The following is a 24,053-nucleotide window of genomic DNA, read 5'->3' on the forward strand; positions in this document are numbered from 1 at the left end:
TTGTGCGTTACGTCAGATGCTGCGGATACCTTGTGGACGGCCTGATGACCGCATGGGATCGGGATGATTGAGGGGTAGCAGGAGCAGTGACTACGGGGAACTCCGACGGCGGCTTCGCCGCCAGGCGTGAACGCGCCAAGCGGGCACTGCCTCGGCTCGCGCTGCGCAACTGGCGAGTGAGATGGCGGTTGACCGCACTCGTCCTGGTTCCCACCATCGCCGGCGTCGTGCTCGGGGGAGCGCGCGTGGTGGAGTCCGTCCAGAGTGTCGCCGCCTTCGACCGCACGGCCGTCGCGGCCGAGCAGGCCGGGCGGATCCGCGATCTGGTGCAGGCCCTCGGGCTGGAGCGTGACACCGGCGGCTGGCACAACGCCGCCCGGACCCAGCGCAAGCGGCTGGAGAAGCCGTACGAGGAGCGCAAGGCGGAGGTCGACCGGCTCGTCAGGGCGGTGAAGGCGGACCTCGGCGCGATGGACGAGTCCTACGGCGACCGCGTCACCGACGTCGTCGCCCGCGCCCACATCGACCTGGACAACCTGCCCAGGACCAGGGCCGAGGGCCAGCGCGACACCACCCGGTACGACACGGTGCTCGACACCCTGCTCCGCCTGCACGACGAGCTGAGCCTGCTCAGCGAGGACCCCGAGATCGTCGGCCGGTTCCGCGCCCTGAGCGCCCTGACCAGGGCCAAGGAACAGGTCTCCCGCCAGCGCGTCCAGCTCCTGCGCGGCTACTACAACGCCGAGAGCGTGGACGCCAAGGAAGTCGAGCGGTTCATCGCGGCGAACGCCGCCCAGCGCAACCAGATCCAGGTCGTGACGCAGGAGGCCGGCGCCGTGACCGGCATGGAGCTGCAGCGCGCGCTGACCATCCCCGAGTACTACAACAGTGAGCTGACCAAGTCCCGGGCCGTCACGCTGGCCAGCGGCCGCGCGCCTGGCGTCCGGATCAGGGACAACCTGCTCGCCTCGACGAACCCCGACACGGCGCCGCCGGACCAGTGGTTCGAGGACAACGCCAAGGTCATCGCCGCGCTCGTCTCGGTCGAGAGCTCGCTGGGCGAGCAGGTGGCGCTGCGGTCGCAGGAGCTGCGCGACTCCGAGGTCCGCGACGCGATCATCGTCGGCACGCTGATCGTCGGGCTGCTCCTGATCGTGCTGCTGCTCACCGTCGCCATCGCCCGCTCGATGGTCACGCCGCTGCGCCGCCTGCGCACGGAAGCGCTGGAGATCGCCGGGTTCCGCTTGCCGGACGTGGTCCGCCAGCTGCGGGTCTCCGGCGAGACCACCGCCCCCGATGTACGCCCGATCGACGTCGCGGGCAACGACGAGATCGGCGAGGTGGCCCGCGCCTTCGACCAGGTGCACCGCCAGGCGGTGCGGCTGGCGGGCGAGGAGGCCGAGCTGCGCGGCAACATCAGCGCGATGTTCGTCAACCTCTCGCGCCGCACCCAGACGCTGGTCGAACGGCAGATCTCGCTGATCGACGGCCTGGAGAAGGGCGAGCAGGACGGCGGCCGGCTGGCCGACCTGTTCAAGCTCGACCACCTGGCCACCCGCATGCGCCGCAACTCCGAGAACCTGCTGGTCCTCGCCGGCCACGAGCCCACCCGCCGGCGGAGCCAGCCGGCCAAGCTGGTCGACGTGGTGCGCGCCGCGCTGTCGGAGGTCGAGGGGTACGAGCGCGTGCAGGTCAAGGTGCACCGCGCCACCTCGGTGCTCGGCAGCGTCGCCAACGACCTGGTCCACCTGGTGGCCGAGCTGGTGGAGAACGCGCTGCAGTTCTCGCCCAGCAACTCGCAGGTCACCGTCTCCAGCAGCCTCATCGAGGGCGGCGGGGCCCTGCTGTCGGTCACCGACAGCGGCATCAGCATGACCGAGGAGGAGCTGGCCGAGGCCAACCGCCGCCTGGCCGAGCCCCCGGTCGTGGACGTGTCGGTGTCCCGGCGCATGGGCCTGTTCGTGGTCGGCCGCCTGGCGCTGCGCCACGGCATCCGGGTGCAGCTGCGCAGGGGCGAGGGCATCGGGCTGATCGCCATGGTGCTCATCCCGCCGGCGCTCATCCAGGACGCCACCAGGCAGCCGCTGCCGCAGCGGCCCGCGTTCGGCGGGGGCAGCACGTCCGTGCCGCACCGGCCGCAGGTGCCCGCGCAGAACGGCTACCGCTCGCACGGGAGCCTCGACTCCTACGACTCCGGAGCGGGCCGGCCCGCGCTGGGGCCGTTCGGCGCCGACACCGACGCGCCGCGTCACTCCTACGACTCGGGGACGTTCCCGTCGTACCCGAGCGCGCCCCCCGGCCAGCAGGGGTTCGCGCCCGGCTCGTACCCGCCCGTCCAGCCGCCCGCCCAGGAGCGGCCCGGATCCTTCCCCTCGTTCCCGAGCCAGGAGCTGCCGCGCAGGCAGCCCGGACGCTCCGACTTCCCGAACCCGGACGTCCCGAGTCCGGAGGGTCCGCCGACGGCCCGCCACGCCGCGAACGACGTGCGCAGGCCCGAGCCGCCGCCCTCGACGGACGTCTCGCCGATCGAGGCCGAGCGGGAGGAGTACCTGCCGATCTTCGCCGCGGTGGAGTCGGCCTGGTTCCGCCGGCCGCCGGAGGAGCAGGCGCAGGAGGCAGGCGGGAGTGAGGACAGTTCCGCACAGCCCGTACCCTCTGGGGAGGAAGCGTGGCGGAACGCCGCCGACGCCGGTTGGCAGGCGGCGGCCGCCGCGAGCGACCCGAGCCTGGGCGGCGTCACCTCCGCGGGGCTCCCCAAGCGCAAGCCGAAGGCGAACCTCGTGCCGGGATCGGCCGGTCGCCCGGCGCCTCAGCAGGAGGCTCAGCCGCCCAGGCCGCCCCTGTCGGCCGAGCGGATGCGCAACAGGATGGCCAGCTTCCAGCAGGGAGTGCGGCGGGGTCGTGCGGAAGTACGCGAACAGGAGGAGCAAGAGTGAGCGAGCGTCCTGAGGAGGGCGAGTGACGACCCTCAGTCACGAGGCGCACCGGTTCGACTGGCTGATCACCGACTTCGTGCGGAACACGCCAGGGGTCGCGCACGCGGTCGTCGTATCCGCTGACGGGCTGTGCCTGGCCGCCTCCGAAGGCTTCCCGCCGGACCGGGCCGACCAGCTCGCCGCGGTGTCGGCCGGACTGCTGAGCCTCACCGTGGGAGCCTCGCGGGTGTTCGAAGGCGGGGCCGTCACGCAGACCGTGGTGGAGATGCAGCGCGGGCTGCTCATCGTCATGGCCATCAGCGACGGCTCGGTCCTGACCGTGCTGGCCGGACCGGACTGCGACATGGGGCTGGTGGCGTACCAGATGACGCTGCTCGTCGACCGCGCGGGCCAGGCGCTCACGCCGGCGCTCCGCGCCGAGCTGCAAGCGGCTAGGACGCGGTGATGTGAATGGACATGGAGGGACAGGGCCGTGTACGGGAGTGACGGGCACGGGGACGAAGAGCCCCTGTTCCGTCCTTACGCGGTGACCGGTGGCCGTTCAGAGCCGCGCTACCACCTGGCGATGGAGACGTTGATCTCGTCGATGTCCATACCGGACGACGAGATGGCCATGCTCACTCCTGAGCAGGATGCGATCATGCAACTCTGTCGCTCGTTCCGGTCGGTCGCCGAGATCTCGGCCCTGCTCCGGGTCCCGCTGGGCGTGGCCCGCGTGCTGGTGGCGGACATGTCCGATGAAGGGCTCGTCCGCCTCCACGCGCCACGCCTCGAACAGGGACAGCCAGACCTCAACATGCTCGAAAGGGTGCTCAGTGGACTTCGCAGGCTCTAGCCCCGGCCTCACCTCGACGAAGATCGTGGTCGCGGGCGGGTTCGGCGTCGGCAAGACGACGTTCGTGGGGGCGGTGTCCGAGATCCTCCCGCTGACCACCGAGGCGGTGATGACCGACGCCTCCGCCGGGATCGACGACCTCGCCATGACGCCGAACAAGCAGACCACGACCGTGGCCATGGACTTCGGCCGTGTGTCCCTGGACCGGGACCTCATCCTCTACCTGTTCGGCACGCCCGGACAGCACCGGTTCTGGTTCATGTGGGACGACCTGGTGCGCGGCGCGATCGGGGCCGTGGTGCTGCTCGACACGCGGCGGCTCGCCGACAGCTTCCCGGCCATCGACTACTTCGAAGAGGCCCAGCTGCCCTTCATCGTGGGCATCAACGGCTGGGACGGGCAGTTCCCGCACACCGACACCGAGGTGCGCGAGGCGCTGGCCCTCTCCCCGCACGTGCCCATCGTCCGTACGGACGCGCGCAACCGCGAGTCGGTCAAGTCGACGCTGATCTCGCTGGTGGAGCACGTGGTCAGGCTCCGAGCGGCGCCGGTTTAGGTCACGCGAATTACCGGAAATATGAGGCTTGCCCACACTACGCTGCATATCTCCGGAATTGATGGTGAGGGCGTGCATGGTGTGGATCGCCTTGGCGGGCGGCCTGGCCGTCATCGGTGTGATCGTCTGGTCCTTCGGACGCGACGCCTCCCGCGCTGAGGAGGCGCCTCCCGAGCGGCCCCCGCGGGGCTGGGCGGCCGGGCTGGGTGAGGACGCCCGGGTGGCCTTCTTGGAAGGGCTCCGGGCGTACCAGGACAAGGTGGGGCCGCTTCACCTCCGCGAGGACCACGGCCTGCTGGCCGTCCACGACCCGCCGAGGCTCGTCTCCCTGCACCTGCTCGCGGACCGGTTCGCCGCGCGCGGCCCGGAGGGGTTGCACGACCCCGAGGAGACGGTGCGCGCGCTGGTGACCGCGTGCGTGACCACCGAGCAGCAGGGCGTCCTGCACCTGCGCCCCGGCTGGCTGGGCAGCGGCGAGGTCGACGGCATGGACCGGCGCGCCTTCGTCGAGGCCGTACGGGAGATCGTCTGTCCGGACGGCGCCGAGGGCGTCGCCGGTCGGTTCGCGGACGAGAGCGCCGGCAGCCTGGCGGTCACCCTCGCGGCCGAGGGCGGCGACGCGGGCAACACGCTGCTGCTCGACCTGGCCCGTGTCCTCGACCGCTACGAGAAGCTCCGTGCCGAGCGTCCCGGCATGCCCGCCCGCGCGCTGCTGCGTGACGTGCTGTTCCGCCTGCTGGCCGAGGACGGCCCAGGCCTGACCTGGACCGAACCACCGGCCGAGCGTCACCGCGCAGCCCTGCTCGCCGCCGGGCAACCACCCACGGAACGACGCCCGGCAAGCTGAGTCACGGACGCACGCCACCACCGTGGCGGATGTCGCAGGCAAGGCGGACGCTGAGCGCCCCGACTTCGGTGGAGCTGCCGGTCTCGGGGGTGCTGCCAGTGAGCCGGGCGCGTCGCGGGCTTGGCGGACGTGGGTGGGTCTGCAGGTCAGGAGTGGGTTTCGGGTGGTTGAGGGGTGCGGTTGTCGATGAGGGCTTGGATGCCGTCGAGGACGCGCTGGAGGCCGAACTCGAAGGCGTGGTCGGCGCTGTAGGCGGCGCCGAGGGTCTCGCCGGCGGCCTGGCCGACCCGTGCGGCGGTGGGGAAGCGTGACGGGTCGGCGATGCGGCTGAAGAACGGCGCGTGCGCGGCCCACCACTGCTCGTCGGACATGCCGGTCTGGCTCTCCGCCTGGGCGGCCTCCACCGCGCCCCGGGCCGTGCCGTGCACGAAGCCGGTGATCAGCGTGATCACCGAGTCCATCTCCACGTCGGTCAGCCCGATGCCGTCGACCGCGCGCAGCTCGTAGTCGTACTTGGCGGTCACGTTGGGGCCGAGCACCGGGCGGCTCGCGGCCACCTGCAGCAGCCAGGGATGGCGCAGGTAGAGCGCCCAGTTCTCGCGGGCGATCAGCTCCAGCCGGGCCCGCCAGCCGCCGGGCGCCTCCTGCGGCCTGGCCGTCTCGCCGTAGACCGTGTCGAGCATGACGTCGAGCAGCTCGGGCTTGCCCGGCACGTACGTGTAGAGGGACATCGTGCCCACGCCCAGCTTCTCCGCCACCCGGCGCATGGAAAGCCCCTGCAGCCCTTCGCTGTCGGCCACGCCGATGGCGGCGCGCACGATCCGGTCGACGTTCAGGTCGGGCTTGCCCTTGCGGCTGACGCGCTCGCTGGTGCGCCAGAGCAGCGCGAGGCTGCGCGCCGGGTCGCCCTTTCCGCTGTACTCCACGGTCACCCTACGTACGGTACACCGTACGGTCGATGTTCGGTGGGTCTTAGGTTGCTCAAGGGCTATACGACTGGATAGTCTACTGTTCAAATGAACAGTTTTTTACATGATTGGACAATTGCGTGACGACGTCGAGACCCGACCCCGAAGACCTGACCGCTCGCGCGCGGATCAGGGACGCGGCCCTGCGGCTCTTCGGGGAGCACGGCTTCGAGGCGGCGACGACCAGGAGGATCGCCGACGCCGCAGGAGTGTCCCCGGGGCTGGTGCGCCATCACTTCGGGTCCAAGCAGGCGCTGCGCCAGGCGTGTGACGCCCACCTGATCAAGCTGATCACCAGGATCAACGAGCAGGTCGCCGCCGACACGACCGCCGGCGGCGTGAACTACGTCGGTGCCTCCCTGGCGGCTCTCGGGCCCTACCAGCGATACCTGGCGCGCGCCCTGACCGAGGGACGGGCCGAGCCGGTGTTCGACGCGATGGTCCAGATGAGCGAGCAGTGGCTCGCCGAGCTCGACGAGCGCCGCTCCGATCCGCCCTTCGCCGACCGTAAGGCCAGGGCGACGGTGGGCACGGCGATGGCACTGGCCGTCGGGATCCTCCATGAGCACGTGTCCCGAGGGCTGGGCGTCGACGTGTCCAGCGAGGGAGGCGCCGACCTGCTCGCCGTGACCCTGCTCGATCTCTACTCCCACCCCTGGCTCAGCCCGGAGAAGGCCGCCGCGTACCGCGACGCCCTGGAGAACACCCGGCGTTCGACGGAGGAGCATGCTGATGAGTGACGCGATATCGGTAACCGGCCTGGTCAAGGCGTTCGGCGCCACCCGCGCGCTGGACGGCCTCGACCTCGTCGTGGGCACCGGAGAGGTGCACGGTTTCCTGGGGCCCAACGGCGCAGGCAAGAGCACCACGATCCGGATCCTGCTCGGCATGCTGCGCGTGGACGCGGGCACCGCCCGGCTGCTCGGCGGCGATCCGTGGGCCGACGCGACCGAACTGCACCGCAGGCTGGCCTACGTGCCCGGCGACGTCACCCTGTGGCCTCAGCTGTCCGGAGGCGAGGTGATCGACCTGCTCGGACGGCTGCGCGGCGGGCTCGACCAGCGGCGCCGCGCCGAGCTGCTGGAGCGCTTCGACCTGGACCCCCGCAAGAAGAGCCGTGCCTACTCCAAGGGCAACCGGCAGAAGGTCGCCCTGATCGCCGCGCTGGCCTCCGACGCCGAGTTGCTCATCCTCGACGAGCCCACCTCCGGCCTGGACCCCCTGATGGAGGAGGCCTTCCGCGAGACGGTGAGTCAGGAGCAGCGCCGCGGAGACCGGACCGTGCTGCTGTCCAGTCACATCCTGTCCGAGGTGGAAGCCCTGTGCGACCGGGTGACCATCATCAAGGACGGCCGTACGGTGGAGAGCGGCACCCTGGCCGACCTGCGTCACCTCACCCGTACCTCCATTCAGGCCGACCTGGCGGCGCCGGCGGACGGGCTGGCCGCCCTGCCCGGCGTACACGACCTGCGCGCAGAGAGCGGCCGGGTACGGTTCGACGTCGACACCGCCGCCCTGGATGTGGTGCTGAGGCACCTCACCGACGCCGGCGTACGCGGCCTCGTCAGCCGGCCCGCCACCCTTGAGGAGCTGTTCCTGCGCCACTACGACCGCACCGCCGCGAGCGACGGGCCGCACGCGGGAGCGGCACGATGAACGCGCTCACCGGCGCCGGTCACCTGGTCCACCTGGCGCTGCGCCGCGAAAGGGCCATCGCCCCCTGGTGGATCCTGCTGGTCGTGAGCCTGGGCCTGGTGATGGTCGCGTACATCAACAGGAACATGGGCACCTACGAGCTGAAACTCGCCTACGTCGACCTCGTCCGCCGCAACGCCTTCTTCCAAGGGCTCGGCGGCGGATTCGCCGAACCGCGGCTGGAGGTTCTCGCCACGTGGCGCAGCGGCGGATTCCTCTATGTCGCGAGCGCGTTCGCGGCCGTCATGTCCGTCGTCCGGCACACTCGCCGGGAGGAGGACGCGGGCCGGACCGAGCTGGTCCGCTCGGCCGTGGTGAGCCGCCACGCCCAACTGACCGCCGCCGTGCTGGTCGCGGCCGGGGTCAGCCTGGCCTGCGGGCTGTCGACGGCCGTCGCGCTGATCGGGATCGGGCTCGAACCGATCGGGTCGCTCGCCTACGGGGCCGCCGTCACGGTCGCGGGCTGGGTCTTCGCCGGAGTCGCCGCCGTCGCCGCCCAACTGGCACGCAACGCCCGTACGGCCACGGCGATCGGCCTGACTGTGCTCGCCACCTCCTACGTGATGCGCTACGCCGGTGACGCGAGCGCGCAGTACTGGCTGAAGTACCTGTCCCCACTCGGCTGGAGCCATCTGGTGCAGGCGTACCAGGGCGAACGGTGGTGGATGCTCGGGGTCTCGATCCTGACCGGCGCCATCCTGCTCGCCATCGCCCACCACCTGCTCGGCCGCCGCGATCTGGGCGCCGGGATGCTGCCCGAACGCCTCGGCCGCGCGACGGCCCCGGACCTGCGCGGCCCGATCAGCCTGGCCTGGCGGCTGCACCGCGGCCTGCTGGTGAAATGGGCGGCCGGGGTCGCGTTCTTCGCAGCGGCGGCCGCCGGGCTGAGCCCGCTGGGCCGGGAGTTGCTCTCACGGCCGAGCATCGTGGTCGACACCATCACCAAGACCCTCGGCCTGCCCGCCGACGCGACGCTCGGCGCCTACTCCTGGTACATGATCCTGATCATCGCGTACGCCGTCGCCCTCTACCCGGTGCTCATGACACTGCGGCTGCGCGAGGAGGAGACCTCAGGCCGCGCGGAGGCCGTACAGGCCACCCCCGTGACCCGGCTCCGGTGGGCGGCCGGTCACCTGGTCGTGACCGGGCTCGGCACGTTGGCGCTGATGGCCGTCGCCGGGCTCGTGTTCGGCGCGCTGTACTCGGTGCTGGTGGGCGACCTCGCCATCGACCTGCCCCGCTTCCTGGCCGGTGCGCTGGCCGCCGTACCGGCCGCCTGGTGCGTCGGGGCGGTGTGCGTGCTCGCGTACGCGATGCTGCCGAGGGCGAGCGTGGCGATCTGCTGGGCGATCTGGGCCCTGACCGTCGCGCTCGGGCAGGTCGCCGGCCCTCTGTACGGGCGGTGGGGCGGCAGCCCGCTGGAGCCGTTCCACTACGTCCCCAACGCCTTCGCCACCACGTCCATGAGCCTCGAACCGACCTTGGCCCTGCTCGCCGTCACGGCGGGGTTGCTCGGCGGCGCCGTGCTCGCCCTGCGCCGCCGCGACTTCGGATAAGGCCACTGGCAGATCTGTGGGCTGGCCGCCGCGTCCACCGCGCAGGAGCGGAATCTGGTCAAGACCGCCGGAGACCTGGACGCCGAAGGGCTCGGCGCCAGGGTCAGCCCGGCGCGCGGCCCGGCGACCGGTTGACGGCGCTGCCGATCAGTGCCCTGTGGGATCGGTGATCAGGCGCGGTGGAAGGCGACAGGCTCCGGGGGCAGGGGGGTGTTGCCGAGTATGAGGTCGGCGGACTTCTCCGCCAGCATCATGACCGGCGCGTAGATGTTGCCGTTGGTGACGTACGGCATGGCCGAGGCGTCCACCACCCGCAGGCCCTCGACGCCGTGCACGCGCATCGTCTCTGGATCCACGACCGACCTCTCGTCCACGCCCATCTTGCAGGTGCACGACGGGTGCAGCGCCGTCTCGGCGTCGCGCGCCACCCAGTCGAGGATCTCCTCGTCCGTCTGAACCCCGGGCCCGGGGGAGAGCTCGCCGCCGTCCAGGTCCGCCCAGGCCGGCTGGGACAGGATGTTCCTGGCGTGCCTGATCGCCTCCACCCACTCGCGGCGGTCCTGCTCCGTCGACAGGTAGTTGAAGCGCAGGGCCGGCTTGACGCGCGGGTCGGCGGAGGTGATGCGGACCGAGCCGCGGGCGTCGGAGTACATCGGGCCGATGTGCACCTGGTAGCCGTGGCCGCCGGCCGGCGCGGAGCCGTCGTAGCGCACCGCGATCGGCAGGAAGTGGAACATCAGGTTCGGGTACGCGACCTCGTCGTTGGAGCGGATGAAGCCGCCCGCCTCGAAGTGGTTGGTGGCCCCCGGCCCGCCGCGCAGGAACAGCCACTGGGCGCCGATGACCGGCCTGCGCCACTTGGCCAGCGACGGCTGCTGCGACACCGGCTGCCTGCACGCGTGCTGGACGTACACCTCCAGGTGGTCCTGCAGGTTCTCGCCCACGCCCGGCAGATCGTGCACCATCTCGACGCCCAGCGGCTCCAGCAGCGGGGCGGGGCCGACGCCGGACAGCTGCAGCAGCTGCGGCGAGTTGACGGCGCCGCCGCAGACGATGACCTCGCCCGCGGTGATGCGCTCGCCGTCGCAGATGACCCCCACCGCGCGGTCGCCCTCGAAGACGATCCGCTCCACGAAGGCCCTGGTCCTGACGGTCAGGTTGCGGCGGCCGCGCACCGGGTGCAGGTAGGCGCGGGCCGCGCTGAGCCGGCGGCCCCGGTGCAGGTTGCGGTCGAAGGCGGCGAAGCCCTCCTGCCGGTAGCCGTTCACGTCGTCGGTGAGCGGGTGCCCGGCCTGCTGGACGGCCTCGAAGAAGGCCCGGAACAGGGGCCCGTCGGCGGGGCCGCGCTCCAGCTTGAGCGGGCCCTCGCCGCCGCGGAAGTCGGTGCCCGGGTCGGCCAGGCAGCTCTCCATCTTCTTGAAGTACGGCAGGCAGTGCGCGTAGTCCCAGCTCTCCATGCCGGGGTCGGACGCCCAGCGCTCGTAGTCGAGCGGGTTGCCGCGCTGGAAGATCATGCCGTTGATGCTGCTGGAGCCGCCGAGGACCTTGCCGCGCGCGTGGTAGACGCGCCGGCCGTTCATGTGCGGCTCGGGCTCCGACTCGTACTTCCAGTCGTAGAACCGGCTGCCGATGGGGAACATCAGCGCGGCGGGCATGTGGATGAACACGTCCCACCGCCAGTCGGCGCGGCCCGCCTCCAGCACCAGCACCGACACGGACGGATCGGCGCTCAGCCGGTTGGCCAGGGCGCAGCCGGCCGAGCCGCCGCCCACGATGACATAGTCGTAGCTCACCGGGGGATCCAGTCCTTCCACACGATCTCGTTCTCCTCGACCCAGCGCTTCGCGGCCTCGGCGGCCGACAGGTCCTCGTTGATCATGTCGCTGGCGACCTTGTTCTGGTCGTCGTTGGTCCACTGGAAATTGCGGACCAGCTCGTACGCCCTGCCGCCGTTCTCGGCGAACCGCTTGCTGACGATCTTGTCGAGCAGGTACGGCGGATAGTCGCACGCGACCCTGGCCGGGCGGGCGTCACAGCCGATGGCGTGCGCGGGAAGATTGATCTTCACCAGCTTGACCTTGGTGAAAAGCCATTGCGGCTCATAGAAGTAGAGCAGCAGCGGCGTCTTGTTCTTGGTCGCCGACTGGGCGGCCTTGATCAATGCGTCCTCGCTGCCCGAGTAGACGACCTTGTAATTCAGCCGGAGATTCTTGACCAGTGCCTCGTCATTGGTGACGAACGACGGGTCACCGTCGAGCACCTGGCCGAGTTCGCCGGATTTCGGAGTCTTGAAGAGGTGCGCGTAGTCGTTGAGGTTTCTCCAGTCGGTGATGTTCGGGTGTTCCTTGGCCATCCACTCGGGGACGTACCACCCGATCACCCCCTTGTTGCCGGTGAGACCTGCGGAAAGGGCGACCTTCTTCTTCTCGATGTACTCCTCCTTGAGGTCGTTGTGACCCCAGTTCTCGACGATGACGTCGACCTCACCGGTCTCGAAGCCCTTCCAGGAGTCGGCTTCGGCCATTTCGCGCGTTTCCACCTTGTAGCCGAGCTGAGTTTTGAGCAGGTGGGACAGCACGGCGGCCTGGGCCTCGTACCCGACCCAGCCGTGGATGTCGATCTTGACCGTCTGGTTGGCGTCGGCCTGCGTGCTGGGCTCCTCGCCCGTACAGGCGGTCAGGAGCAGGGCCAGCGCGAGCGGGCCGGCGAGAATCTTGGTTCGCATGAGAGTCTCCGGCGACCGTGACCCCGCCTGGGCGGGGTCACGGGTCTTGAGGGATCGGAGGGGGTTACTTGGGGATCCAGGCCTGCCACTTGTCCGGGTTGGCCTCGATCCACGCCTTGGCGGCCTCCTCACCGGACATGCCGCCGTTGGTCATGTCGTCGGACACCTTGTTCTGGTCCTCGTTGGTCCACTGGAAGTTCTTGACCAGCTCGTACGCCTTGCCGCCGGTGTCGGCGAACTTCTTGCTGACGATCTTGTCGAGGTCCATCTCCGGGTAGTCGCAGGCGACCTTCTTCGGGTCGGCGTCGCAGCCCTCGGTGTACTCCGGCAGGTTCACGCGGACCAGCTCGGTCTGGCTGAACAGCCAGTGCGGGTCCCAGAAGTAGAACAGCAGCGGCTTCTTCTGCGCCTGCGCCTGCTGGGCGCTCTTGATCAGCGCGGCCTCGCTGCCACCGGTGACGATCTTGAAGTCCAGCTTGAGGTTCTTGATGAGCGCGGCCTCGTTGCTGACGTACGACGGGTCGCCGAACAGCAGCTGGCCCTTGCCGCCCGACTCGGAGGTCTTGAACAGGTCGGCGTACTTGTTGAGGTTCTTCCAGTCGGTGATGTCGGGGTTCTCGTCGGCCATCCACTTGGGGATGTACCAGCCGATGACGCCCTTGTTGCCGGTCGAGCCCGCCTCGACGGCGACCTTCTTCTCCTCGATGTACTGCTTCTTCAGGTCCGGGTGGCCCCAGTTCTCGATGATGACGTCGACGTCGCCGGTCTCGAAGCCCTCCCAGGCGAGCTGCTCCTTGATCTCCGGCAGTTCCACGGTGTAGCCGAGCTCGTTCTTCAGCAGGTACGCCACCACGTTGGCGCTCGCCTCGTAGCCGACCCACGGGTTGATCGCGATCTTCACCGTGCCGGCCGGGGTGGCGGCGTCGGCCGAGCCCTCGGGGGAGGCGGCGGTGGTCGCCCCGCCGTCGACGGTGGCCCCGCCGCAACCGGCGGCCAGGCCCAGCGCTAAGAGGCCTGCGAACAGGCGAATTTTCATGTGAATTTCCTTTTGTGGGGCAGAGAACGCCTGTCGGCGCCCTGCGTGATGCGGTCCAGCATGACTCCGAGCAGGACGGTCGCGACACCTGCGACGAAGCCCATGCCGAAGTCGGGGCGCTGGGAGAACCCGAGCACGACGTCGTAACCGAGGGCGCCGGCGCCGACCAGCCCGCCGACGACCACCATGGCGAGCGTCAGCACGATCCCCTGGTTGGCGGCGAGCAGGATGGCCCGGCGGGCCATCGGCAGCTGCACCTTCCACAGGATCTGGGCGGAGGTGGAGCCGGTGGAGGCGGCGGCCTCGATCACGGAGGTGGGCACGTGCCTGATGCCGTCCTCGACCAGGCGCACCACGGGCGGCACGGCGTAGATGATCGAGGCGAAGATCGCGGTGAACCGGGTGGTCCCGAACAGGGCCAGCGCCGGAAGCAGGTAGACGAACGCGGGCATGGTCTGCGCGGCGTCCAGCAGCGGGCGCTGCACGGCGGAGAACCGGTCCGAGCGCGCGGCGGCGACGCCCAGCAGCACGCCGATCGCCAGGGTCGCGACGACCGCGACGGCGACCGTGGTCAGCGTCCGCATCGAGTGCTCCCACGTGCCGAGCAGCGCGATCCCGAGCAGGCAGACCAGCGCCGTCAGCGCGGGCCGTACCCCGCTGACCCGCCAGGCGACCAGCAGCACCGCGGCGGCGACCAGCCACCACGGCGCGGTGGTGAACACCGTCTCCAGCGGGTTGAGCAGATAGATCGTGACGGTGTCCTTGACGAACGTGGTGACGCCGTACCAGCTCGTCTCGGCCCAGAGCACGGCCTCGTTGATCGGGCGGGTGACGCTGACCGTCAGGTCCTCCGGCCACTGCCGGGGCACGAACGCCGCGGCCACCAGCCCGGCGACCGCCAGCACCCCGGCGGCGGCCACGTTGCCGCGGCCGATCCGGCTGTGCGGGTCGCGCCTGGCCACCGAGACCATCATCCGGTCCAGGATCACGGCCATGATCACGATCGCGATGCCCGCCGGCAGCATGATGCCGACCTGGGCCCTGGACAGGCCGCGGATGATGTCGGAACCGAGGCCGGGCGCGGAGATCAGGTTCGCGATGACCACCATGGACAGCGCCATCATGATGGTCTGGTTCACCGCCAGCGCCATGGTGGAGCGCGCCAACGGCAGATACACCTTGAACAGCGTCTGCGCCCGGGTGGCGCCCAGCGAGGCGGACGCCTCGACCGCGGTGGGGGAGACCTGCTCGATGGCCAGCGCCGTGATGCGGATCGCGGGCGGGATCGAGTAGATCATCGTCGCGATCACGCCGGCCGGCGCGCCGATGTGGAAGAACAGCGCGAGCGGCGCCAGGTAGGCGAACGTCGGCATGATCTGCATGACGTCCAGCACCGGCGTGACGGCCTTGCGCACCCGCGCCGACATGCCCGCCCAGATGCCCAGCGGCACGCCGATCGCCAGCGACAGCAGCACCGCCGCGGAGACCAGCGCGAGCGTCTCGACGCTCGACTCCCACAGCCCGAACACGCCGAACGAGCAGAACCCGGCCACCGCCATCAGCGCGACGCGCCGGCCGCCCGCCAGCCAGGCGAGCCCGCCCATGACCCCGATCAGCCCGGGCCAGCCCATCGCCACCAGCACCGCGTGGAAGGAGGTGTAGAGGGCGTCCACGAACAGGCGGATGTAGTTGAGGAAGTACAGGAAGAGCGGATTGTCGTTGCGGTGGTCGTCGATCCACTCGCGCAGCTCGGTGACCGCGGTGAACGGCGCCGCCTCGCTGTTGTGCGGCAGCGTGCCGGTGCCGCGGAAGGCCAGGTACGCGAGCGCGAACAGGGCCGCGACCCCCGCCGGGACCACCCACCTCGGCACGCGCAGCCTGGAGGCAGGCGTGACCGCGGTGCTGCTCATGCGCCGACCTGTGCGGCCGCGGGCGTCTCCTGACCGGAGAGGAAGGCGAGCATGTCCACCCGGTCGAACACCCCGGCCAGTTCCTCGCCGTCCATCACCCGGATCGGCCTGGAGGAGGTGGAGACGGCGCCGATGGCGTCCTTGATCAGGGTGTTGGCGGGGAGCTCCGGCCCGTCCAGGTTCTCGCGCTCCTCCGGCGGCCGGGCGATCCAGCGCAGCGTCAGCACGTGGCTTCTGGGCACGTCCCGTACGAAGTCCGCCACGTAGTCGTCGGCCGGCGCGCCCACCAGCTCCTCGGGGGTGCCGAGCTGGACGATCCGGCCGTCCCGCATGATCGCGATGCGCTCGCCGAGCTTGAGCGCCTCGGACAGGTCGTGGGTGATGAACACCATCGTCTTGCCGACCTCGCGGTGCAGGCGGACGACCTCGGCCTGCATGTCGCGGCGGATCAGCGGGTCCAGCGCGCTGAACGGCTCGTCGAACAGCATCACCTGCGGGTCCACGGCGAGCGCGCGGGCCAGGCCGACGCGCTGCTGCATGCCGCCGGAGAGCTGGTCGGGGTAGGAGTCGGCGTGGCCGTCCAGGCCCACCAGCGACAGGATCTCCCTGGCCCTCTCGTGCCTGGCGGCCTTGGCGGCGCCCTGGACCTCCAGCCCGTACGCCACGTTGTCGATCACCCTGCGGTGCGGCAGCAGGCCGAAGTGCTGGAAGACCATGCTGACGTGGTGCCGGCGCAGATCGCGGAGCTTGGCCGGGGAGGCGCCGATCACGTCCTCGCCGCCGATCGTCACGCGGCCCGCTGTGGGCTCGATGAGGCGGGTGAGGCACCGTACGAGGGTGGACTTGCCGCTGCCGGACAGGCCCATGACGACGAAGACCTCGCCGGGGCGGACCTCGAATCCGACGTCCCTGACGGCGGCGGTGCAGCCGGTCTTCTCTCGAAGCGCGGCGGGATCCAGGTGTTTGTCCTCGCTCGCCAGCACTCTCTCGGACTTGGGCCCGAAAATCTTCCAGAGCCCTTCGACCGCGATGGCCGCGTTGTCAGGGGACACCCCGTACTCCTCGCCTTCTCGCCCAGGGGGCTCAACATATGGGGTTAAGAAAGCAAATCTCAACGTTGTGACCGTTAGGAGACCTCTGTGCATCTGCGGTGTTACGTCGTTGGATCGTTCCAAACACCCATTTCTGGACATAGGCGGGCGTAATGCAATATTTCTCGCCATATGGTCTTCATAAGTGGAGCTCCAGGTTCTATGCTCATGCGTCACACTGCTTGACTTATGTCGCGTTATGGTCGCTTGGCTGGCCTGGCGCGGGTGTGTTCCAATTACCCGAGCTTGCATGGATTTCCCCACAGGTCACGAGGCCTTGCATATACGCCGATACTGGGCGAGAGGTTGCGTTCGGTGAGTACAGAGTTAGCAGAGCGGCCGCCGGAGGAAGGCAGGTGGCGGCTGCGCAATTGGCGGGTCCGCGCCAGGCTGGTCGCCCTGATCCTGGTGCCGACGGCTGCGGCCGTGCTCCTGGGCGGGATCCAGGTCTTCGCCTCGACGGGAGCGGCCGCCGACTACGCCCGCATCAACCAGCTCGCCCGGCTGAGCGAGCAGGTCGGCGGTCTCATCCACGAGATGTCCGGGGAACGCGCCAGAGTCTCCTGGCACATCGCCCGGAACCGCCCCCAGGCTCAGCTTCCCGACGTACGCGCCCAGATCGGCAGGACCGACGCCGCCATCCGCGAGGTGAGAGACACCGCCGGCCAGCTGCTCGGCGGGGTCAGCGGCCGTACCGCCGACCAGATCGAGAACATGCTCAACCGGTTCGACGACCTGGACGGGCTGCGCGACCAGGCCATCGAGGCCGACCTGCTCCCCGCCCCGGCCGTCGAGCTCTACACCACCGTGATCAACGACCTGCTCTCCATCCACGACGAGCTGGTCAGCGGCAGCCAGGACGACGAGCTGTTCCGGCAGACCCGCATGCTCGACGCGCTGGCCCGCGTCAAGGAGAGCGTCTCCCTCCAGCAGGCCCTGCTCACCACCGCGCTGGTGGAAGGTTCCTTCGGCCAGGAGCAGCTCAAGACCTTCCTCGGCGAGCTGTCCCGCGAGGAGAACCAGCGCGAGGCCTTCTCCGAGGAGGCCACGGCCGGGGAACGGCGCTTCTTCGACGAGACCGTCAACGGCCGCTCCGCCGACGACATGCTGTTCCTGCGCGAGCTGGTGCTCATCCGGGCCACCGCGGGGCAGACGCTGCGCGGCCTCGACCTGGCCAAGCGCGACGACGCCGGGCAGTGGTTCGAGGCGTCCACCGTCGTCATCGACTCCCTGCGCACGGTCGAGCAGCGCCAGGCCGCCGGCATCCTCAGCCGCAGCGAGTCGCTCAGCTCCGGCGAGCAGCAGAGCGCGTACCTGATCGCGGGCGCGGTCATCGCCCTGCTCATCGCCGTCCTGGCGATCACCACCGGGGTGGCGCGCTCCCTTGTCCGCCCGCTGCGCCGGCTGCGCGCCGAGGCCCTGGAGATCGCCGGAAGGCGGCTGCCCGACTTCGTCCAGCACCTGCGGGAGTCCCGTGACGGCGCGGTCGACGCGGAGGTGCCGCCCATCGGCGTCTTCTCCCGCGACGAGGTCGGCGAGGTGGCCAGGGCCTTCGACGAGGTCCACCGGGAGGCCGTGCGGCTGGCCGGCGACGAGGCCCGGCTGCGCGCCAACGTCAACGCGATGTTCGTGAACCTGTCGCGGCGCAGCCAGACGCTGGTCGAGCGGCAGCTCACCCTCATCGAGCGCCTGGAGCGCGGCGAGCGCGACGACGACCGGCTGGCCGACCTGTTCAAGCTCGACCACCTGGCCACCCGCATGCGCCGCAACTCCGAGAACCTGCTGGTCCTGGCCGGCCAGGAGGCCGCGCGCAAGTGGAGCCAGCCGGTCGAGCTCATGGACGTGGTCCGCGCCGCGCTGGGCGAGGTCGAGAGCTACGACCGCGTCAGCATCCAGGTCCAGTCGGACGCGGCCATCGCGGGCCAGGCCGTCAACGACGTCGTGCACCTGCTGGCCGAGCTGATCGAGAACGCCGTGTCGTTCTCCTCGCGCGACACCAAGGTCATCATCTCCAGCAGCCGCATCGACGGCGGCGGGCTCATGGTCGCCGTCACCGACCAGGGCATCGGCATGAGCCCGGAGGAGCTCTCCGAGTCCAACTGGCGGCTGGCCCACCCGCCGGTCGTGGACGTGTCGGTGTCGCGCCGGATGGGCCTGTTCGTGGTCGGCCGGCTGGCGCTGCGGCACAACATCAAGGTCCAGCTGCGCCGCCAGGACGTGGGCGGGCTCACCGCCATGGTCCTGCTCCCGGAGGCGCTGCTCACCCCCGTCCCCGGCGCCTCGGCCACCGCGCCGCCGTTCCCGCAGGCCGCCGCGTCCCAGGACCCGCCGTCGTTCGCGCACGTGCCGATGCAGGCCAGCACCGCGCACCCGGGCATCGGCCACCCGTCCATGCCGGGCACGGCGCATCCGTCGATGGACTCGCTCCCCGAGCCGTCGTCGTGGTTCAACTCGACGCACACCCAGTCGGGTGACGTCTCACGCGACAGCGTCTTCGGCGCCGACCCGCCGCGGGGTTTTCCCTCGGACGGCGCGTTCGCCGACCCGCCGCGCGGCTTCGCCGGGGACGGCGCCTCCGGCGACGGCCCGCGTGACTTCCAGCAGGACGGCGCGTTCGGCGGGGAACTGCCGCGCCGCCTGCCGCCGGACAACGGCACGGGCGGAGAGCTGCCGCGCCGCCTCGCCGCCGACAACGGGGCCTCCGGGGGCCTGCCGCGCCGCCTGCCGCCGGAGCAGCCGGCCTTCCCGCAGCAGGGCGACTACCTGCCCGTCCACGCCTCGATGGAGCCGAGCCCCGAGGTGTCGAGCTGGTTCACCAAGCCCGCCTTCACCGACGAGCGGGACCAGCCAGGCCCCGGCCCCGATCCGGCCTGGTCGTCGGGCGACTCGTGGTCCGCGCAGGGCGACACCGCCGCCATCCCCAAGATCGACATCTCCGCGCCGCCGCCCGAGCCGTCCCACAGCGGCAGCTGGTCCTCGCCCGCCGACAACGGCTGGCAGGCCGCCGGCGCGGCCCGCGAACCGGCGCTCGGCGGCACGACCAGCTCCGGGCTGCCCAAACGGACGCCCAGGGCGAACCTGGTGCCGGGTACCGCGGCGCCGGCCCCGCCGCCGGCGCCCGCGCCCCCGGTGTCCCCCGACCGACTCCGCAGCAGGCTCTCCAGCTACCAGCAGGGCGTCCGCAAGGGACGCGCCGAGCTAGAGGAGGACTGATGAAGGATTTGAGCCAGGCGGCAAGAGACGTCAACTGGCTGGTGTCCAACTTCGTGGAAGAGGTGCCCGGCGCCGCGCACGCCGTGGTGGTCTCGGCCGACGGGCTGCCGATGGCCTTCTCCCGCGGCTTCCCGAAGGACCGGGCAGACCAGCTGTCGGCCATCGCGGCCGGCCTGGTCAGCCTGACCCAGGGCTCGGCCAGGGTCTTCGAGGGCGGCAACGTCGTGCAGACCCTGGTGGAGATGGAACGCGGCCTGCTCCTGGTGATGTCGATCAGCGACGGATCCTGCCTGGCGGTGCTGGCCGCACCCGATTGCGACATGGGCCTGGTGGCCTACCAGATGACGGTCCTGGTGGAGCGTGCGGGGCAGGTGCTGACGCCTGACGTGCGCGCGGAACTGTCGGCCGTGCGACCGTGGTGATGGGAGTAGGACGTTGGCATCGTGGCATGGCGGGGAGCCGGAGCCAGAGCGCAGCTCACTGGTCAGGATGTACGCCGTCACAGGCGGCCGTACACGCAGCACGCTCGCGATGGAGGCGCTCGTCTCGTCGGCGACGTCCATCCAGCTCGGCCATACCTACACGCGTGAGTACCGGCAGATCAGCGAGCTGTGCCGGCAGGTGAGGTCGGTCGCGGAGATCTCCGCGCTGCTGGCCATGCCGCTCGGCGTGGCACGGGTGCTGATCGCCGACATGGAGGCGGAAGGGCTGGTCAGGGTGTACCAGCCGCAGTTGGACGCAGGCAAGCCGGACAGGGGCCTGCTCGAAAGGGTGCTCAGTGGACTTCGCAGGCTCTAACGCCGGGCTCACCTCGACGAAGATCGTGGTGGCCGGCGGGTTCGGGGTGGGCAAGACGACGTTCGTGGGGGCGGTGTCCGAGATCATGCCGCTCACCACGGAGGCGGTGATGACGGACGCCTCGGCCGCGGTGGACGACCTCTCGCTCACCCCGACCAAGACGACCACCACGGTGGCGATGGACTTCGGGCGGGTGTCCCTGGACCGCGACCTGATCCTCTACCTGTTCGGCACGCCCGGGCAGCACCGGTTCTGGTTCATGTGGGACGACCTGGTGAAGGGGGCGATCGGCGCGGTCGTGCTGGTCGACACGCGCCGGCTGGCCGACAGCTTCCCGGCCATCGACTACTTCGAAGAGGCCAAGCTGCCGTTCGTGATCGCGCTCAACGGCTGGGACGGGCAGTTCCCGCACGTGGAGAACGAGGTCAGGGACGCGCTCACCCTCGCCGCGCACATCCCGATCGTCCGCACGGACGCCCGCAGCCGCGAGGCGGTCAAGTCGACCCTCATCACCCTGGTCGAGCACGCGCTGACCGTCCGCTCCTACTGAGGCCGGCCCGACCACCAGTACGCCGCCACGAGCTCCGCCACCAGGGTCTCCGTCAGCAGGCGGACGTCCGGGTCGTCGTCGTGCGCGTACCGCACGACGGCCGCCGCGTCCTTCACCTCGCCGCCGACCGCGACGACCGTGGAGCCGCGCTCGCGTACCCAGTCCATGGCCTGCTCGTCGTAGCGGGAGCCGGGGAACAGCAGCGCCCGGTAGGACAGCGTCTTCGTCAGGTAGACGTCCACGTGCGCCCAGTCGCCCGTCTCGCAGGCGTCGGCCGGCCTGCGGGGCCCCTCGCGCACCATGAGCGCCGACTGCTCCGCGGACGAGAGCCGCTCGGCGGGGGCGATCGCGTAGACGCCGTTCGGCCCGTTCAGCAGCTCCAGCACCATCGGCAGCCAGGCGTCGCGCCGCTCCAGCAGGTCGGCCGTGGCCTCGGCGGCCCGCCGCACCAGCCCGGCCACGTCGCGGCCCGCGCCGGTGAGGCGGGACTCCAGGGCGAGCAGCAGGGCGAGCGTGTGCTGGAACGTCCGGCACGCCACCCCGCCGCGCTCCTCGCCCGCGTGCATGGGCACCACCAGGCCGGCGGCCTGCGCCAGCGCGGAGCCGGGCGCGTTGGTGAGCGCCATCAGGAACGACGCGCCGCCCGCGTACCGTTCGACCGCGTCCAGCGTCTCCCGGCTCCCGCCGGTCGCCGAGATCGGGACGACCAGCGTACGGGGGCCGGGCGGGAAGGTCGCGGCGGCCGAGGCGTACTCGGCCCAGGCGTCCACCCCGGCGGCGCGCAGGCGCAGCGCGGCGACCCCGGCGGCGTACCGCGAGCTGCCCATGCCCAGGAACAGCACCCTCCCGATGCCCTCGGGCAGCCCCGCGAACGGGTCCGCGGCGTCCAGCGCCCCGGCCAGTTCGGTGAGAGCGGCGGGCTTGGCCTCCAGGTCGGCCAGGAAGAGGTCGGGGTTCACGGGTTCTCCATCCAGTTGCGCAGCACGCCCATGGGGGCGTACCTCCAGCGGGGCAGGTGGCGTGCCGCGTAGATGAGCTCGCGGCACTCCTGCTCCACCTCGAAGGGCCGGATCAGGGATTCGTCCAGCAGGTCAGGTCGGCCACCCGCGGCCAGGCGGCCCTCATAGGCGGCGAGCATCAGGGCACGGGCCTCGGCGGCCCAGCGCGCCGCCCGCTCGGCGGGCAGGTCGCGGCGCTTGACCGCGACCTGGGCGACGTGCTCGATGCTGGTGGTCAGCTGGGCGACGTCGCGGGCGGCGGGCTGGTACGGGTCGGCCTCGGAGACGGTCGGGTTGCCGTCGAAGTCGATGACCGCGCAGCCGTCGCGCCACCGCAGGATCTGGCCGACGTGCAGGTCGCCGTGGATCCGGATCAGCGGGGTGGGGCCGGTGGAGGCCAGCGGCGCCAGCTCCGCGCGCAGGCGGCCGGCGACGGTCTCCAGCCAGGCGCCGTCGGGGCCGCCGGTCAGCGCCAGGGCCTCGCCGAGGGCGTCCTCGGCACGCGGGCGGTGGTCGCGCGGGGCCGCGCCCCCGCCGTCGCCGGGGAGGGTGGCGAGCGTGAGGTGGAGGTCGGCAGCCAGGGCGCCCAGGACCGGGGCGAAGGCGGTGTCGCCGGCCTCGGCGTCGTCCACGCACCAGGTCCAGCCGTCCGTGGCGTCCGGGAGGTAGCCGGTGACGAGTGCCAGGAGACGGGAGCCGGCGAGCAGCGCGGCGTAGGGCGGCGCGGTGTGCGGGAAGCCGGTGCTTGCCAGATGGGGGAGTACGTCGAGCGCCGGATGGGGAAGCGGGACCGGCGGTGTGAGCCATTTCACGACGACGCGCTCGTCCACCACTACCGAGTAGTTCGTCTGATCGACATGGGCGCCGAAGTCCCGCTCGGCGGGCACCCCGATGTGACATCCGGGCGTGTCGTACGAGAGGCTTGGCAACGGCAGGAAGCGCCGGACCTCGAAGGGCGGCGGCACCTCGCCGTCCAACAGCCGCAGCACCGCGGCTGTGAGACCGCGCTCTCGGTCGGTGAGCGGCTTCTCACCCAGAGACAGCAGCCGTTCCCAAATTGAATCCGAATTCAACACTTAGATCAAACTTCCAGGTAGCAATGTCTACCAAAGTCTTGCTCATGTTGATTTCTGCTGCAACACTCCTGGTCTGGTCTGCCGTGCCCGGTTGGTCGCGCGACCCCCCGTACATGCACATCTCATAAGGAGTAGCGGCCGTGTTCCGAACCCGGTTCACCCGTCGTCTTCCGGCTGCCGCCGTGGCCGCCGGCCTCGCGCTCGCCGTCGCGGCGTGCGGCGGTGGATCGACTGACAGCGCAGAGACGGCGACGCAGACGGCAGCCGCCCTGAACCCCAACGCGGACCTGACCAAGCAGTCGCTCGCGGTGACCGTGTGGGACGGTTACACCCCCAAAGAGCTGCAGGACATGGTCAAGCGGGATCTGAAGATCTCCGAGCTCAACGTCACCCTCCACGACACCAACGAAGTCGCGATGACGAAGCTGACCGCCGGGGGCGACAGCGGCATCGACGTGGCCTTCGTCTCGGGGCAGTACGCCCAGGCGCTCAACGAGCAGGGCCTGCTGGAGCCGATCCACGCCGAGCTCATCCCCAACCTGGCCAACCTCTACCCCGAGGCCACCCAGCTCTCCTACGACAAGGGCAACAAGTTCTCGGTCCCCTACACCTGGGGCACGACCGGTATCTGCTACCGCAGCGACCTGGTGAAGCAGGAGCCGACGAGCTGGAACGACATCCTCAAGCCCCCGGCCTGGGCCGAGAAGAAGGTCACCATGATGACCACCGAGCGCTGGCTGGCCCTGCCCGCGCTCAAGGCCCTGGGCTACTCGGTCAACACCGACAAGGACGACGAGATCGCCAAGGTCAAGGAGCTGCTCCTTGAGGCCAAGCCGCACCTGCTGGCCTACGACGACCTCACCTTCGGCGACCGGCTGATCAAGGGCGAGGCCGTCATGGTCGAGGCGTGGGACGGCTGGTGCCCGACCACGGACGAGAAGCAGAACATCAAGTTCGTGGTCCCGAAGGAGGGCAGCGACCTCTGGGTGGACACCATGGTGATCATGAAGACCTCCAAGAACAAGGAGGCCGCGCACGCCTTCATCAACTACATCCTCAGCCCCGACGTGCACCGCTGGGCGGCCGAGAACATCAACTACATGGTGCCGAACAAGGCCGCCATGGACAAGGTGAAGATCGTCCCCGGCTCGCTGCTCGGCACCAAGCCGGCCGAGCTGCTCAACGGTGAGTCGATCATCGACATCGGCCAGGCCAGCACCAAGTACACCCGCCTGGCGTCCGAGATCAAGGCCGAGTAGGTGT

General features: G+C 70.5%; 21 protein-coding genes. 13 read left to right on the top strand and 8 right to left on the bottom strand.

Annotated elements, in window-relative coordinates; translation table 11 throughout:
* Positions 1 to 86: 86 nt before the first annotated feature.
* The 5 genes from AB0K05_RS04230 to AB0K05_RS04250 all read left to right on the top strand — a co-directional run bounded on the left by AB0K05_RS04230 (position 87) and on the right by AB0K05_RS04250 (position 5,174).
* Positions 87 to 2,936, top strand: a complete 2,850-nt coding sequence (locus AB0K05_RS04230; RefSeq protein WP_271275877.1) for a nitrate- and nitrite sensing domain-containing protein — start codon at positions 87 to 89, stop codon at positions 2,934 to 2,936.
* A gap of 22 nt (positions 2,937 to 2,958) precedes the next feature.
* The gene (locus tag AB0K05_RS04235) at positions 2,959 to 3,381 is read left to right on the top strand and encodes a roadblock/LC7 domain-containing protein (protein ID WP_148033820.1); all 423 of its coding nucleotides are present in this window, start codon (positions 2,959 to 2,961) and stop codon (positions 3,379 to 3,381) included.
* A gap of 27 nt (positions 3,382 to 3,408) precedes the next feature.
* A complete protein-coding gene (locus AB0K05_RS04240) occupies positions 3,409 to 3,771 on the top strand; it encodes a DUF742 domain-containing protein (protein ID WP_148033819.1) in 363 nt (120 codons plus the stop codon).
* Positions 3,752 to 4,327, top strand: coding sequence for an ATP/GTP-binding protein (locus AB0K05_RS04245; protein WP_148033818.1), 576 nt, complete (start codon positions 3,752 to 3,754; stop codon positions 4,325 to 4,327). Before AB0K05_RS04240 ends, AB0K05_RS04245 begins: the two co-directional genes overlap by 20 nt.
* Before the next feature lie 76 nt (positions 4,328 to 4,403).
* Positions 4,404 to 5,174 carry a hypothetical protein gene (locus AB0K05_RS04250; protein WP_364226511.1) on the top strand — a complete coding sequence of 257 codons (771 nt, stop codon included), beginning with the start codon at positions 4,404 to 4,406 and terminating at the stop codon, positions 5,172 to 5,174.
* 146 nt (positions 5,175 to 5,320) lie between these two features.
* Here the strand turns inward: AB0K05_RS04250 and AB0K05_RS04255 are convergent, their stop codons facing one another.
* Positions 5,321 to 6,106, bottom strand: coding sequence for a TetR/AcrR family transcriptional regulator C-terminal domain-containing protein (locus AB0K05_RS04255; protein ID WP_364226514.1), 786 nt, complete (start codon positions 6,104 to 6,106; stop codon positions 5,321 to 5,323).
* 116 nt (positions 6,107 to 6,222) lie between these two features.
* Between AB0K05_RS04255 and AB0K05_RS04260 the strand changes: the two genes are divergently transcribed.
* From AB0K05_RS04260 to AB0K05_RS04270, 3 genes are read left to right on the top strand one after another with little or no spacing between them, the layout of a single operon-like run.
* The gene (locus AB0K05_RS04260) at positions 6,223 to 6,882 is read left to right on the top strand and encodes a helix-turn-helix domain-containing protein (protein WP_364226517.1); all 660 of its coding nucleotides are present in this window, start codon (positions 6,223 to 6,225) and stop codon (positions 6,880 to 6,882) included.
* Positions 6,875 to 7,798: an ABC transporter ATP-binding protein gene (locus tag AB0K05_RS04265; RefSeq protein ID WP_364226520.1), complete on the top strand. Its 924-nt coding sequence runs from the start codon at positions 6,875 to 6,877 to the stop codon at positions 7,796 to 7,798. The genes AB0K05_RS04260 and AB0K05_RS04265 overlap by 8 nt, the downstream gene beginning before the upstream one ends.
* Positions 7,795 to 9,393 (top strand): polyketide antibiotic transporter, encoded by a 1,599-nt coding sequence (locus tag AB0K05_RS04270; protein ID WP_364226523.1) that lies wholly within the window; start codon positions 7,795 to 7,797, stop codon positions 9,391 to 9,393. Before AB0K05_RS04265 ends, AB0K05_RS04270 begins: the two co-directional genes overlap by 4 nt.
* Positions 9,394 to 9,563: 170 nt before the next feature.
* On the opposite strand, the gene betA is transcribed toward AB0K05_RS04270, so the two are convergent.
* The 5 genes from betA to AB0K05_RS04295 all read right to left on the bottom strand — a co-directional run bounded on the left by betA (position 9,564) and on the right by AB0K05_RS04295 (position 16,116).
* Positions 9,564 to 11,186 carry a choline dehydrogenase gene (betA, locus tag AB0K05_RS04275; RefSeq protein ID WP_364226525.1) on the bottom strand — a complete coding sequence of 541 codons (1,623 nt, stop codon included), beginning with the start codon at positions 11,184 to 11,186 and terminating at the stop codon, positions 9,564 to 9,566.
* The gene (locus AB0K05_RS04280) at positions 11,183 to 12,118 is read right to left on the bottom strand and encodes an ABC transporter substrate-binding protein (RefSeq protein ID WP_148033814.1); all 936 of its coding nucleotides are present in this window, start codon (positions 12,116 to 12,118) and stop codon (positions 11,183 to 11,185) included. The genes betA and AB0K05_RS04280 overlap by 4 nt, the downstream gene beginning before the upstream one ends.
* A 64-nt stretch (positions 12,119 to 12,182) precedes the next feature.
* Positions 12,183 to 13,154 (bottom strand): ABC transporter substrate-binding protein, encoded by a 972-nt coding sequence (locus tag AB0K05_RS04285; RefSeq protein ID WP_148033813.1) that lies wholly within the window; start codon positions 13,152 to 13,154, stop codon positions 12,183 to 12,185.
* Positions 13,151 to 15,064 (bottom strand): ABC transporter permease subunit, encoded by a 1,914-nt coding sequence (locus AB0K05_RS04290; RefSeq protein ID WP_364226530.1) that lies wholly within the window; start codon positions 15,062 to 15,064, stop codon positions 13,151 to 13,153. The genes AB0K05_RS04285 and AB0K05_RS04290 overlap by 4 nt, the downstream gene beginning before the upstream one ends.
* Positions 15,061 to 16,116 carry a glycine betaine/L-proline ABC transporter ATP-binding protein gene (locus AB0K05_RS04295; protein WP_261808795.1) on the bottom strand — a complete coding sequence of 352 codons (1,056 nt, stop codon included), beginning with the start codon at positions 16,114 to 16,116 and terminating at the stop codon, positions 15,061 to 15,063. Before AB0K05_RS04295 ends, AB0K05_RS04290 begins: the two co-directional genes overlap by 4 nt.
* A 354-nt stretch (positions 16,117 to 16,470) precedes the next feature.
* Between AB0K05_RS04295 and AB0K05_RS04300 the strand changes: the two genes are divergently transcribed.
* The 4 genes from AB0K05_RS04300 to AB0K05_RS04315 all read left to right on the top strand — a co-directional run bounded on the left by AB0K05_RS04300 (position 16,471) and on the right by AB0K05_RS04315 (position 20,716).
* Positions 16,471 to 19,368 carry a nitrate- and nitrite sensing domain-containing protein gene (locus AB0K05_RS04300; RefSeq protein ID WP_364226534.1) on the top strand — a complete coding sequence of 966 codons (2,898 nt, stop codon included), beginning with the start codon at positions 16,471 to 16,473 and terminating at the stop codon, positions 19,366 to 19,368.
* On the top strand, positions 19,368 to 19,790 hold the full coding sequence (locus AB0K05_RS04305) for a roadblock/LC7 domain-containing protein (protein WP_148033809.1): 423 nt from the start codon (positions 19,368 to 19,370) through the stop codon (positions 19,788 to 19,790). The genes AB0K05_RS04300 and AB0K05_RS04305 overlap by 1 nt, the downstream gene beginning before the upstream one ends.
* 67 nt (positions 19,791 to 19,857) lie before the next feature.
* Entirely contained in the window at positions 19,858 to 20,166 is a 309-nt protein-coding gene (locus AB0K05_RS04310; protein ID WP_246640374.1) for a DUF742 domain-containing protein, read from the top strand.
* A complete protein-coding gene (locus AB0K05_RS04315; protein WP_148033807.1) occupies positions 20,147 to 20,716 on the top strand; it encodes an ATP/GTP-binding protein in 570 nt (189 codons plus the stop codon). Before AB0K05_RS04310 ends, AB0K05_RS04315 begins: the two co-directional genes overlap by 20 nt.
* Here the strand turns inward: AB0K05_RS04315 and AB0K05_RS04320 are convergent.
* Complete coding sequence (locus AB0K05_RS04320; RefSeq protein ID WP_148033806.1) at positions 20,710 to 21,675, bottom strand: SIS domain-containing protein; 966 nt, start codon at positions 21,673 to 21,675, stop codon at positions 20,710 to 20,712. The genes AB0K05_RS04315 and AB0K05_RS04320 overlap by 7 nt on opposite strands.
* Entirely contained in the window at positions 21,672 to 22,703 is a 1,032-nt protein-coding gene (locus AB0K05_RS04325) for a hypothetical protein (RefSeq protein WP_364226539.1), read from the bottom strand. The genes AB0K05_RS04320 and AB0K05_RS04325 overlap by 4 nt, the downstream gene beginning before the upstream one ends.
* Positions 22,704 to 22,930: 227 nt before the next feature.
* Between AB0K05_RS04325 and AB0K05_RS04330 the strand changes: the two genes are divergently transcribed.
* Positions 22,931 to 24,049 (top strand): spermidine/putrescine ABC transporter substrate-binding protein, encoded by a 1,119-nt coding sequence (locus AB0K05_RS04330; RefSeq protein ID WP_219546577.1) that lies wholly within the window; start codon positions 22,931 to 22,933, stop codon positions 24,047 to 24,049.
* Positions 24,050 to 24,053 lie beyond the last annotated feature (4 nt).

Origin of the sequence: Nonomuraea sp. NPDC049486, from assembly GCF_040676925.1 — a bacterium.
GTDB lineage: Bacteria > Actinomycetota > Actinomycetes > Streptosporangiales > Streptosporangiaceae > Nonomuraea > Nonomuraea ferruginea.